General features: G+C 47.4%; 11 protein-coding genes and 2 pseudogenes. 2 read left to right on the forward strand and 11 right to left on the reverse strand.

From position 1 onward, the window contains the following. Nucleotides 1-159 precede the first annotated feature (159 nt). From J4G02_03400 to J4G02_03425, 6 genes and pseudogenes are all read right to left on the reverse strand, one after another. Complete coding sequence (locus J4G02_03400) at nt 160-1,437, reverse strand: hypothetical protein (GenBank protein MCE2393640.1); 1,278 nt, start codon at nt 1,435-1,437, stop codon at nt 160-162. A gap of 301 nt (nt 1,438-1,738) precedes the next feature. After that, the gene (locus J4G02_03405; protein MCE2393641.1) at nt 1,739-2,536 is read right to left on the reverse strand and encodes a phytanoyl-CoA dioxygenase family protein; all 798 of its coding nucleotides are present in this window, start codon (nt 2,534-2,536) and stop codon (nt 1,739-1,741) included. 23 nt (nt 2,537-2,559) lie between these two features. Continuing rightward, nucleotides 2,560-3,372 carry a menaquinone biosynthesis protein gene (locus J4G02_03410; GenBank protein MCE2393642.1) on the reverse strand — a complete coding sequence of 271 codons (813 nt, stop codon included), beginning with the start codon at nt 3,370-3,372 and terminating at the stop codon, nt 2,560-2,562. Further along, nucleotides 3,351-4,445: pseudogene (gene mqnE, locus J4G02_03415) on the reverse strand (aminofutalosine synthase MqnE). Before mqnE ends, J4G02_03410 begins: the two are co-directional and overlap by 22 nt. A gap of 58 nt (nt 4,446-4,503) precedes the next feature. Further along, a complete protein-coding gene (locus J4G02_03420; GenBank protein MCE2393643.1) occupies nt 4,504-5,220 on the reverse strand; it encodes a TdeIII family type II restriction endonuclease in 717 nt (238 codons plus the stop codon). Between the two features lie 19 nt (nt 5,221-5,239). After that, entirely contained in the window at nt 5,240-6,826 is a 1,587-nt protein-coding gene (locus J4G02_03425; GenBank protein ID MCE2393644.1) for a site-specific DNA-methyltransferase, read from the reverse strand. Nucleotides 6,827-7,024: 198 nt separating this feature from the next. Between J4G02_03425 and J4G02_03430 the strand changes: the two genes are divergently transcribed. Beyond that, complete coding sequence (locus J4G02_03430; GenBank protein ID MCE2393645.1) at nt 7,025-7,804, forward strand: SAM-dependent chlorinase/fluorinase; 780 nt, start codon at nt 7,025-7,027, stop codon at nt 7,802-7,804. A 126-nt stretch (nt 7,805-7,930) separates the two neighbouring features. Here J4G02_03430 and J4G02_03435 read toward each other — a convergent pair whose 3' ends face one another. From J4G02_03435 to J4G02_03450, 4 genes are all read right to left on the reverse strand, one after another. Beyond that, the gene (locus J4G02_03435; protein MCE2393646.1) at nt 7,931-8,701 is read right to left on the reverse strand and encodes a phytanoyl-CoA dioxygenase family protein; all 771 of its coding nucleotides are present in this window, start codon (nt 8,699-8,701) and stop codon (nt 7,931-7,933) included. Between the two features lie 71 nt (nt 8,702-8,772). Then, entirely contained in the window at nt 8,773-9,561 is a 789-nt protein-coding gene (locus tag J4G02_03440) for a phytanoyl-CoA dioxygenase family protein (GenBank protein ID MCE2393647.1), read from the reverse strand. A 47-nt stretch (nt 9,562-9,608) separates the two neighbouring features. Next, complete coding sequence (locus tag J4G02_03445) at nt 9,609-10,190, reverse strand: class I SAM-dependent methyltransferase (protein MCE2393648.1); 582 nt, start codon at nt 10,188-10,190, stop codon at nt 9,609-9,611. Between the two features lie 56 nt (nt 10,191-10,246). After that, nucleotides 10,247-11,479 (reverse strand): hypothetical protein, encoded by a 1,233-nt coding sequence (locus J4G02_03450; GenBank protein MCE2393649.1) that lies wholly within the window; start codon nt 11,477-11,479, stop codon nt 10,247-10,249. Between the two features lie 187 nt (nt 11,480-11,666). Here J4G02_03450 and J4G02_03455 point away from each other — a divergent pair. Then, nucleotides 11,667-11,777 (forward strand): annotated as a pseudogene (locus J4G02_03455) (helix-turn-helix domain-containing protein). Between the two features lie 504 nt (nt 11,778-12,281). Here J4G02_03455 and J4G02_03460 read toward each other — a convergent pair. Then, nucleotides 12,282-13,514: a PD40 domain-containing protein gene (locus tag J4G02_03460; GenBank protein ID MCE2393650.1), complete on the reverse strand. Its 1,233-nt coding sequence runs from the start codon at nt 13,512-13,514 to the stop codon at nt 12,282-12,284. Nucleotides 13,515-13,633: the final 119 nt, after the last annotated feature.

Consider the following 13,633-nt stretch of genomic DNA (forward strand, 5'->3'; position numbering starts at 1 on the left):
AAGATTAAACTTGCTAAAGCAATCTGTATACCAAGTATGAATACTTGGGTTTTAGACCTAAAGGTTTTTTTGATAAACAAACTATCTTCACGTTTCACGCCTTACTTCTGGTCCTTGATCAGAAAGTATATCAAAAGTATATCAACAGTTCCACATTGGCTATGCCACGTATCTGGGATGTCCAAAACCATCGTTAGCCACATGGCTGCGTGCGGGAATCTCGGACTCATCCGGAATAATCAAATCTATCGCTGACGTGTTTTCGATGATCGTACCATCGCCCACCGAGACGTTTTTTCCCAGACGAATCACGCCCGGCTTCATGGCTTCGCTCCGGATTGTTCCGATGACCACTGAAGAACCAATATGGCAACCTGTGCCGATTTCAACGAAACCGTAGATCTCTGTGTTTGTGCCGACGGTTGAATGATTTCCGATCCGTACCGGTCCCAGCAAGCTGGCGTCCGTACCAATCTGCACGAAGTCCCCAAGAATTGGATGACGTTGCTTGACCCTTACGCTCAAACCACCAAGCGTACACGGATAGATGACGCACCCGGAACCAATAACTCCAGTTTGTCCGGTCGTAAAGCCTCGGTGGGGATGCTCCAAGAAATTGGCATCTCCAATTTGTGTTTCCGGGTGGAGATCTGCTTGGTAGTACCTGCCTCCAAGCTCAGAAATTGCGCGGGGCAAAAGCGGTACAGGACTTCGGTAGAGATTGGGGTTGTCCTCAACGGGACCCGATCGAGTTAAGAGATAGCCAACATCGTGATAGAAAAGCACTCGCCAACCGGGGTAGGTACTTACAACTAACTGCATCTGATAGTCAAAAGCGAACGCCAAATCGAGGGCATCTAGGACACTTCGATAGGGATGAAATTCCCGCTTTAGGATCGCTTCATCTACTTTGTCCCTGATGTCCAGTTCGATAAGTTTTTCACGGGAAATTCCGCTGTGAAGCAAATAGGCATCCCATACCGCCGGATCTCTCAGAGAGGCAAAACGGTTCCATAAGGCACGCTGTTTCAATCGAGGCAACTCCCCAAGCAGCGCAAACGTTGTGTCCAACGCACGGCTTTCCCACTCACTTTCGCCGGTGACTGCCAAGAAGGATTGGGCAATCATCGCGTAAAGCTGATCGGCGACCTCTTCGATGGCTTCCGACAGTTCGCCTTTACTATTTTCTGGACGTGGGGCGTTGTGGGAACCGGGTGCGACACATTCTAGTAGGTTTCCAAGCACCGTTTCAAGAATATCCCGATTGACAAATCCCCGCCCAGAGCGAAGAGAAAGGACATCTCGACTTTCACTGTTAATGCGTAAGACCTTGAGTTCATTCGCGGAATAGATCGGGCGAATCGTCTCCAATACCTGTTTCAGCAGGGGACGCTTCCGACTTTCATAGGTTGAATCAAAGAGTGTTGTTTCAAGCATGTTGTTTATACTTTCGATTTGTATAGTCTATTATTGCTGCATCTGTCAATCATATTCAGACTACCGGTCAGCGGCCAACTTTTCCCCAAGCCGAAGTCCTTTTGCGGAGCTCCTCAGCTTTTTTCTAGCTTCAGTTGATTTTGCCTTTTTCTACGCCGCATCTTCAGAGAACCAAACCGTCACCTCGGAGGGTTGAACGGGGACGGGAACTGACTCTAATAAATGGACTTTTTCCCCGTCAAAATATCCTTTTACTGCAATCATTGTTTTTTCCTTATTTTTGTTGTTTGGGTAAGAGTGTTCACAACCCCAACTCTTTCAGTAGTTGAATCTTTTTCATTCGATTTGGACCTGCTGTCTCGAAAAACCGGTCAGAAACCAAGCGCCCAGTCTCAGGTGCCCACATCTTTGCATAGTTCTTGTTGAATGTGACAATGTGTTCAATTTCCCATGCCATCCGTGGTTGTGTTCTCATCATCCACGCCATCTGCCGACGGTTAGCACCACCGCCCCAAGATGAATGCCAAATCCGTGTGTTAAAGGCGATAACATCCCCCTTCTCTGTTGGCAACTCGTAGCGTCCGGGGAACTCCTGCATGGGATACCCAAGTGCACACTCGTCTATCTGCCTTTCAAGTTCGGTATAATGAAGTGGCCACAGATGGCTACCGGGTATGAAACTCAGGCACCCCTTACCCGGCACGACATCATCCAGATAAAATGTCAGCTTGGCTTCAGTGCCCGGTTCGGGCCAACTGCCATCGCGATGCCAATTTGTGTCCCCATTGTGAATCTGTCCATCGGAACTACCGAAAAAGATACAGTCCTCTCCAAGCAGATCTTCGGCGATGTTAGCTAGTTTAGGATGGTCTAGCAGGTTGTAGAAATAAGGATCTGCCTCAATCAATGGAACAATGACACGGTGCCCTTCTGGAAATATCCGCGCTCCCGGTGCTGACGTATCTCCTTGGTCTTTACCGTTAGCAATAATTGCGTCAAATCGCCAAGAAAATTCGTCAATCTCTTCAGTCGTAAGGACAGCAGGGATTTTAACGAAACCCAACAGGTAAAAGTGTGTTTTCTGATCATCCGTCAACATGATGTCTTCTCAAGGTCAGAAGTTCATACAAACCTCAGTTTCACACCGGGTTGGGCAAGGTCGTACTTCACAGCGAGTTCATAAAACTTCTTCAGCCCGGCAATTTCAGACTCACCGAGTTCATAGCAAATATGCTTGGTGAGATAATCTCGACAGAGGTTTGCTGGGAAACCGAGTCTTTGAGATTCAATTCGTGTAATCTCAGGAATTTTATCAATACCACGTTCTTTGGCATTCAGAAGGGTTTGCGGAACATGTCCCAACTCGATCTCTCCCCGCGCCACCCAGCAAGCATAGACAAACGGTAACCCTGTCAACGTCGTCCATTCCGCACCGAGATCTAAGGCATAATCTGTTGTACCGAGCCGTCTCAACGCTGCATCCCCGATTAGTAGCACCGCATCCGTCTCTGCCTCTTGCGGGTCGATAGTGGGTGGGCAGGAATGAAAGTCGGGATGCAAGTTATATTTCTCCGCGAGGATGATCTTTACAAGCGCACGAGATGAGCGGGAATTGGTGTCGAGTGCAACGTGACGGATGGCGGGAATTGGTACGTGGCTGAATAATTGAATGCTCAAAACGGGTCCCCGCGAGCAGAGTGAAATGTCCCGTATGATTCTATATTTGCTATCGGTTCGGAAATATTCAATGATTGGAATCAGCCCAACGTCAATGTCTCCGTCCTGTAGTTCTCTCGCTAAACGGCTTGGTGCCGCCAAGCTAAGTTCGATTGCCTCGCTGCCGGGGAATTGCAGATTCTCCAGAAAAGGGAAAATCAGCGGTTTCGTGTTCAGAAACGAAACCGCCCCAACTTTTACGCGGCTTTCCTGTGCCATTGATTTCCTTCCCGGATAATTTCGTTATAAAGTGTATCGCGTTCAACGGGAATGTGACCGGATTCCTCGATTACTTGGATAATTTCTTCTGCTGAGATGGCTTCCGGCGTGTCTGCACCAGCCATATGCGTAATCTTCTCCTCCGTCACTGTACCGTCAATGTCATCTGCTCCAAAACTCAGCGCAATCTGGGCTGTCTTCAGTCCAGTCATAATCCAATACACCTTGATGTGAGGGAAATTGTCAAGCAACAGACGCGATGCAGCTATATTTTGCAGGTCGGTCAAGCCGGACGTGCTCGGTAGGTAATCCATTCGTGTGTTGTCGGGATGGAACGCCAACGGAATAAAGGTGACAAAACCGCCCGATTTGTCTTGTTGCTCGCGAAGGCGAATCAGATGATCTGCCCGATCCTCGCTCGTTTCGAGATGTCCATAGAGCATGTGCGATGTCGTGCACCTCAAGCCACCCCTCTGCGCTCAGTTTGCCGGGACAGATTTTTTCCCGCGTCTCCTCCGCGAAGATCTCCGCTCCGCCGCCGGGCAGCGAATCTAGCCCCGCCTCGCGCAACGCAATCAAGACCTCCTCAATCGACATCTTGAATATCCGAGAGAAGTGATGAATCTCCACAGCCGTGAAAAACTTCAGATGCACCTGTGGCATCCGTTTCTTCAGTCCACGAAGCATGTCGAGGTAGTATTCAAACGGTAGCTTTGGATGCAGTCCACCGACGCTGTGAATTTCCGTGCAGCCATGGTCAATCGAATACATCGCCTTATCTAGAAATTCATCGACGCTCATCTCCCATGCCCCGTCGGTCTTTATGTCCTTGCGTGCAAACGCACAAAAGTGGCAACGTGCATGTAGGATACACACATTCGAGTAGTCGATATGTTGATTGAAGTTATAGTAAGCTAAATCTCCCGCACGATGTTGGCAAGATAGCCGACGCCGTTGATATCGGGACTTTCGTAGAGCCTTACCCCATCTTCAAAGGAGAGGCGTTCATTCGCCTGCACTTTCTCGTAGATGGAGTAAAGCGTTGAATCTGTGATCGGTAAAAATCTTTCCATCGTCACTCCTATTTCAATTTTGAATCAATTTCTAAATCTTTCAAAATACTGGTCAATCTCAGGTCGTAAATAAATCTTGATACGCACCTTCTCCGCCTAAGAAATCCCAAAACTCATTGGCGATTTTTAGTTCTTGTCCTAAATCCAACATCCCTTTTGCCGTCCAGCGTTCATAGGGTTCGGGTTCATACGGATTGTAAGGAATTGCAATAAGAGTCTGGATATCGAGATCTGGATTCTTTGCCAAAGCGATTGCACACCATTCTAACAGTGTTCTCTTAAACTTTTGAAAGTCGCCCTTGTTCGGCTTGACTGTTTTCAGATCAAAAAGAAGTAACGAACCTTCATTATTTTTAACCAACAGATCTGCCTTCACAGTGCGTAATTTATTCATGTTACCTGTTTGGCACACCGCCCGAATCCTCTGAATTTCCTCGCGTTTATCAGGATCTGTATCTCCTGTTGTTAGCGCATTCATAATACGCTGAATTTCGCTTTGGGCATCTTCGCTAATCTTGTTGCCAACCTCATATTGTGACTGTGCTGTTGCGAAACGGGTTTTGGCTAATGCCTCCGCAACTGGTTCATAAATGGAGATTCCAAACGTTGTATTCAGCGATTGAATAAATGAATAGAGAGCCATTCTGTCTTTCCCTAGTAAGCGATAGTGGAAGGGCATATTTTTAGACTCTGGCTCGTAATTTTGGAACTTTTCCCTTAAACTCTCTCTGATTGTTGCTTCGACTGATGTGGTCTGTTCCGCGGATAGCGGCATATTTGTGCCGATCTGTAAGCTATTTTGACTTCAGATGAAAAATACTTTCGGAGTAAGCGCCCTTGTCCTTTTCTGTTCTGTTGAGAACAGGTCGTTTATATTGGTTGACAATTCGCATTTCTGAACGCTCCGCAATCGTTGGATACATGTTGAACTTGTCATTTGCCACTAGAAAAACATCATAATCTTCAGATAAGAATCTTTTACAATTCCGTAGCACTTCCGAAATACCTTTGATATATTGTTCTCTGGCTTCTTTTCCCTTGCCCTTGAAGAGCGGTCCAATTTCTAGCTCGTCTTTTCGATCAAATTCAAATAAATCATAGGCATAGGCGTGTTGTTCATGATAATTAATTAGTCCAACATACGGTGGACTAGAGAAAATCCCTTTAATCTTCTGCTCATTCACGAGTTGGGCGAAGTCTGGGTTATCGGTTTTTAATGCTTTGATAATATCAATGGTTCGAGAATCTCCAGTCAGACAGGTTTGAAACGTGTCAGTTCTCAATTTATCAAACTGAATAAGGCGTTGAATTGTATCTTGACAGTATCGCTCCCACCAACTCAATATTGAAAACAATGGCTTACACATCTTGCCATGCTTGGCACAGTAATAGACTGATGTTACAGGTTCTTTTAAGGTTGCCAAATCTGCATGGGTCGTTGCACGACAAGTACGAATAGTTCGACTCAGAATAATCTGGATCACCCGCTGCGTCTCACGATTTTGGATATGTTTGACGCGCTCAAAGACAAGATTGATCTCTTCTCTTACAGGTGATAAATACCACATATCGAGGAAATTCTCTGATTTTCTTTGCCACAACTTGACTCCATATTGATTGATTAGTTGAAAATATCTGAGTGAGAATTGGTGCTCTTTTGCTTTTCCATATTTCTCTTGATCGATCTGTCCTTGCCTAACTTGGTATTTGAAATCAGGGGAAGGAAAATATTCATTATTAAAATCGTTGAGCTCTTCAGCAAGTTGTGCTTCAAATTGAGCGACATTAGATTCGCCGATAAACCGCTTCAAGGCACTTGTGATATTGTGAATTTCATTCTGTACCTCAACGAGACTATGTTTTTCTATTTTGATGTTGCTGATGAGCGTGTTAAATGCGGAAATATCAATGCCGACAGCGTGCATTCCAAGTTCGTTCGATTGTACCAGTGTTGTGCCGCTACCGCAAAACGGATCAAGAATAATGTCGCCTTGTTTGAAACACACATCTTTTTTGAAATCATCTGTATGATTGTCTAAGAAGTATTCAACCAGTTGAGGGATGAATTTGCCTTTATACGGGTGGAGTCTATGGACATGTTTCGTCGTATCGGCTTCTTTCAGGTAGTCGAATGACAGTCCCCAATTGATGTCTTCGCCTAGTTGTGCTTTCCAGTTAATTTCTCGTTTTCCTATATATGAATCATAATATTTAATCAAATCCTGTTTTGAAACCCTTGTGGAACCATTGTTATCATATTTCCGAATCCTTCCATACTGAATTAGATAAGAGATATTGGAAGTTGTTACATTTTTTTTAGTATAGTTTATTGCCCATTTGCTGGCTTCAGGAATTGTCATTAAATCTGTATCTGCAATCATCTTTGGCTCGCCTTTTTGTTCAGGGTCCCACGTAAATTCCCAAGATCCGATATAAATATTATAGCCCAGCAGATGCGACGGTGCAAGTGAATATTTCGTCTTGCCTGCGGCTTTTCTTTCTGTTACACTTTCGATGATGTGTATAATCTGCCTGTCTATTTTGCGAGGAGATTTACAATGGATCTTGCGCCATCCCATATTATCACACTGATGACCGATTTCGGGACAAGCGATCATTACGTCGGCGTCATGAAAGGTGTGATTCTGAATATCAATCCGCAAGTTGAGATTGTCGACATCACACACACTGTTCCGCCGCAGGATGTTCACGCTGCCGCGTTCCTGATTGATTCAGCGTATCGCTATTTCCCAACCGGAACTATCCATGTGATAGTCGTAGATCCAGGCGTGGGCAGTGGGCGCCGAGCGATTGTCTGCCGAACAAAAACAGCCTACTTTGTCTGCCCGGACAACGGGATTTTGACCCATATCCTCCGCAATGAAGAGCGTATCCATACTGTAGCGGTGAAGAATTCAGCTTACTTCTTACCTCAAGTGAGCAACACTTTTCATGGTAGAGACATCTTTGCTCCCATTGCAGCGCACCTCTCGCACGGCATAGGGATTGATAAACTGGGCAGCCCCGTTGCAGAGTCTGTGCAACTCCCCATCCCAAAACCTCAAGTGACGGACAACACGATTATCGGACAGGTCATCTGGATTGATGCTTTTGGGAATTTAATCACGAACATCTCTCAAGAAATCTTGGAGTCGCTCGAAGGACGGGACAGCGTTGTTATCCGTGCAGGAAGTACGGAGATTGACCATTTCAACCGATCGTACGCTGAATCAGCAGTTGGTGACGCTTTGGCAATTGTCGGCAGTTTTAATAGGCTGGAAATCTCCATTAACCAGGGCAATGCGGCACAAGTCCTCGGACTGCAACGAGGGGATAGAGTCACAATTTGTGTGACATAATACCGACTTAATCCTGTATAGTGTCCGAATATCCGCTCATCTATTTTAGGCAGGACTTACGCAAATTTGGTACACGGGTGTAGATTTTTGATTTTTAACCCCCTAAATCCCCCTTATCAGGGGGACTTAAGTCCTATTAGGCACATTTTCGGGCTTTGGGTAGGTTTCTAGGAAACCGTGTGGAGTACGGAGGAGGTACTTTAACCAACTCCCTTCCGGTGCATCTTCAAAGAGACGTTGGTAAAGCGTATCGCCCCCAAAAGAATTCGCAATGACCCCGGGACAGTAAGTGAAGATAATTGTCCTGCGCACATTATCCGTGGTGTTGAACGAGCCGTGACGCATATCGTGGGTGAAAAGCAGAACAGAACCCGCCTTCATCGGAATTTCAATGTACATACCCTTCAATGCGTCGTCGGGCGGTGACGGATAGTTGGCTTTGTGGCTGCCCGGAATGACTTGCAACCCACCCTCGCCGGGATTGATGTCGCGCATTGCATAAAACACTTGGAAGAGGTTATGATGGATACGACCATTAAAGTGATAAAAATTGTGCATCACTGACGGTGTGTGGTTGGAATGATAAGCCGTCCTGCCCCCATTCCACTTAAATGTTACCCACGTTGACTTAAGTCTAGGACGATCCACCATCTCATCAATATAGGGGAGCATTTTCGGATTCACAACGAGGTCTAGTAAGGACGGCTCCTGATTCAGAATATCGTCATATCTAACTTCAGGATTTGCCGATTTTGGCAGGGCGTGGAAATCTTGCAACGCCTTTTCTTCCCAGATATCCAGACGTTCGTTTAGATACGCGAGATAGTCCGGCTCAATGGCATCTTCGATCAGCAGATATCCATTCACATCGTAGTGATACAGTTCTTCGGGGGTCACTATAAAACGCTCCTGTAGGGCTAAGACAACAATCGTTGTTTCCGACTGGGATATAGCGAGATTCACATATTTTACGGTTCCTGCACCGGCACATACTTCGGAAAGACCTTTGGATAGCCACGTCCGGTTGAGACCTGACGGGTTGCTGCATCAATGTAACACACACTGAATCCCCGCCGGGGTCGATTTGTGGTATTGACCTCTGAGCGGTGCAACGTCCAGTTATGGAGTAGCACAACTTCTCCCATCTCCATTTCAAGATAGATGCGTTTCTCGTCCGGTGCGTGAATGGCTCGTTCCTCCGGAGATAGCTGGTCACCCTGTTCGGGGATGAGACTTTTATGCGACCCCGGAATGATCTGTAAGCATCCGTTAGCGACACTCGTCGGATCTAGCGCAGTCCAGATTGTTACCTTTGGTGAAATGCTCAATCCCCAGCCGCCGGCGCCATCCTGATGCCAATTAATGAGGACTCCTTGCTCCGCTGGCTTATTGAAGAACATCGTCCGAAAAGCGGAGACCTCTTCTCCGATGATCTTCTGTGTGATATCCTGGAACAGTGGGTGTCGTATGTACGGCAGAAACAGTGGATCCTGATCGAGATCCTGAATCTTTCGATATTTCAGTGTAGATCCCTTAAACTCTTTCGTCTGTTTCGATAATTCCGGATGACCGGCTGACGGACAGAGTTGCATAAGCATATTATCATAGCGAATCTTTCCCAGCATAATATCATCAATACGCTGACAAAGTGCCTCAATCTCTTCGTCCGGCGCAACTTTGCCTAAACGCACGTATCCCTGTTCGTGGAATATTGCAAGTTCGTCGTCGGTCAGAACCGGTCCATGTAGGTTCGCCATAGTAGTGCCTCCTAATAAGCGTGTCAGTTGAGTCCTCTTTTCAATATTTAACCGGACTTGTGGTAGATAGTTACCTCCATAGCATCGCGTTTGACCCAAGGCAGATCTGTCTCAAACCAATGAGTTCGACTTTCATAATTGGAGCGAACATGGTTCAGATAGTTCGCCATGCCCGCTGCCCCGATTCCCACGTTATCCGCAACAACAGTCGCCCGGTCAGTCAGCTGCGATTCAATTGCCCGAAAACAGGGGAAGTAGTTGCTGTAGTTATTGTCAAGTAGCAAGAAATCGACCGGCTCGTGGATAGTTGTCAGCACCTCCGCAGCATCCCCAACTCGTGAATCAATCAAATCTTGGACGTTGGCGCGCCTAAAGTTTTCCTGCGCTTCGTGAGCACGTCCTGTATCGATCTCAACGGTGAGTAATCTGCCCCTACCCGCAGATTTGAGTGCAGCGACCAGCCAGAGTCCCGAATAACCGATAGCGGTGCCACATTCAACAATCAAGTTCGGCTTCGCCTTTTGAACCAGATCTGCGAGAAACTCGGCTTTTTCAGGGCCAAGCATCGGTATATGCTGTTCACGGCACCGTTCATCTACCTCTTGTAACACCTGATCAAATACACCCATTGGTGTTCCGTCCTTCCGCAATTTTCAGAGTTGGACTTGCCCTGTAAGTCCCCTTGTTAATCTGCACGGAATGTTCCTTCCTTCTGCGCCCGCTCATAGATTCCGGCAAATTCCGTTGAGCCGTCGTCTTCCCATATCTCCGACCTCATGCCCCGAATTGTGCCTTCCTCACGTCCCGTTACGCTGGTAGGTGAGACATAGGAACGACCGTAGAAGGTATTCCCACCCGGCATGTGCAGCACACCAACGTGCTTGGGAGGTTCTATCGGTTTATTTGCTGCGATACGTGCCAATGCGTCTTCGTCTACTTCGTAACCAAGTCCCGGACCTTCTGGAACGGGTGATGATCCTTCGATGATGGGAATCCGCTCAGTGGTGTAGTCCTCCTCATATTGGTCGTCTAGATTGATGGAGTGGGCGGTGTGGGTAGGAAGAACAGCTGCCATGTGCAATGCCATCGCTTTGCCGAGTGTGCCTGACTCAAACTGAAGTATTGTTTGGATATTCGCTTTTCCGCAGGCAAACCCTGTCGCAATAGTATCGCCAATCGAGCCACCAATCATGTAGATGTCGGCAACACTGTGGAGGATTTCTTGGACGCTTCCGAGCGGTGTGCCGTGCATGATAATCGGAAGACGGGTCTGTTCGCGCAATCGACGCCAGCCATCTATATCATTCTTCACGAGCGGGTCTTCAATATAACCGACAATCGGATGGTTACGTTCCAATTCTTGAATGATGGGAAGGACCGCCGCCAAACTCCGGTTACTATTGAAGTCGTAATGAATCTTGAAACCCTCCGGTGCGACCTCTTCGGCGAGCCGAGTCTGTTCCATCACGTCGAAGTAATCGCAGGTGTGCATCTTAAAGATCGTATAACCTTGATCCGCCGCTCGACTGATTTCGTCACGGAATATCTCCGGCGCTGCCGGACGGGTCCACGCTGCAACGGGGACCGCCTCCCGGACTTTCTGTCCTATCAACTTATAGACAGGCACATTGAGATATTTTCCCATTACATCGTAGAGGGCGCAACTCAGGGCGGAGCCGTAGGGGAGATGGTTGTTGATAAAGTCAAACGGGTTGTGACCGATGAGTGATGCTGCGATTGCGGGATCCGGCTGTCCACCGGGGCGGACGCGCTGATCCCCGTAACCGACTATCCCGGCGTCTGTCTCCACTTTGAAAACGGTGCGATGGTCTATACCGTATAAATCGACCTTGCGATTGTCATAACGTTTTGCAAGGCGAGGGTAAATCGGAATCACTTCAATGTTGGTAATTTTCATCAGAATTCTTCGGGATGGAGCTCCCACACTTTAGTGTGTGAGGAAATCCCGCCTTCCTTTTTGCTTGAAACATATTGTGAGTCTGTTAAAATTGTCTTGTCCTTCATAGGAAAGTTGCAGCCCTAACACTTGTTAGGGTCTCCCACACACCTCCACTGAAACGGATATGAAGGGCAAGGACAATCCTATGAAACAGACTTATGAATGTCGCGCCTATCCTACAACGAAACAACGAAAGATCTTTACCGTCTGGTTAGCATTACTGCGCTCTCTTTACAACCAAGCACTTGTATGGAGGTGCGGTGGTAACTAACACCCCCGAAACCCCTGTTCAGACGGGGACAGAAGCGCGTAACCCAATAAATCCCGGGGAACGGGTAACAAGCCCTATCCCTTCAGGGTGGGGTAACTGACCTTGATGCTCCTCCATAGGCTGACTTCAATTCACACAAAAACTTAGGTGTAGGGCAGAAAGTTATTTTGTCTCAACATTATGTTAGCAAATTTCTCGACGTTGTTCAAGTAAATGGTCGTCTAAGGATAAAACTTACGCACTTCAATTGCGAAAATCACATCTGATTTCCGACGCTGTATGCCTCTGCCTTTGTGACATACGACCATGAAATTCACTCGTGGGGACAGGTTTCCAACCTGTCCTTGCCCATAGAGCCTGCCTCAATGAAATCGGGGTAGCTAACTTGCGCCGACGGAGTTTAACCCCAGGTTCTAGTTACTCAACTGTGTAAGTTCTAAGAGATAGAATCCATCGGTTCCCATGAGAAGGGTAGGTGTCTTTGCTGAATCAGACCGCCCAACCTTTTACCATGTACGCCTGCAATATGCCACTCTCATCAGAATTGAAAAACCCTGTACTGCCGTCTGGTGAGAGGAATGGGTGGATATGGCTACCTTTTTCCCAAGAAGAGCGTGGGTTAAGCAAAAAGGTAATGTTGCCTAGCTGACCTGTTTCATCGGTGGGCAGCTCGGCTAGATAGATTGCACCGCCGCCATCTCTAGGACCAGCGTCTGTAATCAGCCGCTGCCCAGCGATATCTGTGGCAAAATGATAGAAATCAGGATTTGGGAAATCACGCGATAGGTCGTTGCGCCTGCCACCCGGCGTATTGAGCCCCAAATGTCCCACATGAGGCAGTGCCTGCCCCTCAATCAGGCGACAACTCTTAGGTTCCCGTGTGGAGGTGCTAGTCAGTGCTCTTGAACTACGTCCAATCCAGCACTGATGACCTTGACAGAACTCAATCCCATCCCGTCCCCAAGGCAGATCTCTGAGCTTTGTTCCGTCATCACGAAGGACATGGATATCCGCCCCATCTCCACCGACCAGTTGAGAGACTTTTCCTAATGAATCGCAAGTATTGCCGTGATTTTCTTGGATGAGAATATCGTGCGCTTCGTCAGTGTCGAGGGATCGACTGTACTGCGGGTGCATGTTGCACCATGTCTGGCCGTGGATAATCAGCTCAACGGATGCTCCCTCTAAATCGAAAACCATCAAGCCCCAAGGTGCATCTGTTGTGTTACCATCACCGAAGAAGGTGGAGATTGCTAATCGCTTTCCGTCAGAGGATATTGTGGATAGCGGATACGGACGGCTCGGACGAAAATTGGTGTTGGGCAGCGGTGAATCCATTGTCAACAGTGTCTCTCTGTCAGTACCGTCCATACCAACTCGCTTGAGGGTCAGTCTCCCGCCGCCGGGGTGGGTTTCATCAATAAAGTAGTAGAGGGTCGTCCCATCGGGCGACACAGAAGGGGCGGTTGCACCGGTTTCTTTGGTAATTGGAATCAGCTCGCAGTTGTTCTCCAGATCGCAGATCAAATATTGATGTTCAGGGTCTTGCGGATCTGACCCGTGTGGATGTGCGGAGCGGTGCAGGATAAATCGCTTTGAATCCGGCGTGAAGATCTGTGCCTCCATATAGATGTGCGAACTGGGTACCTCCTCCGTTGTCAGTTGGACAATTTCTAATCCTTCAGGACTAGCTTCGCTTTGCATATCGGGTCGTTTTTTCATTATCTATTCATCCTCCGTGAACTTTCTGTTGCTTCTGTTATTATCAAAATCTTCCAATCTAAACCCCCGTCTTTTAATGCGGTGATACAGATTGGCTCCTTGTGTCAACGTCTACAAAC

It is taken from the genome of Candidatus Poribacteria bacterium, assembly GCA_021295755.1.
In the GTDB taxonomy this organism is placed as follows: domain Bacteria; phylum Poribacteria; class WGA-4E; order WGA-4E; family PCPOR2b; genus PCPOR2b.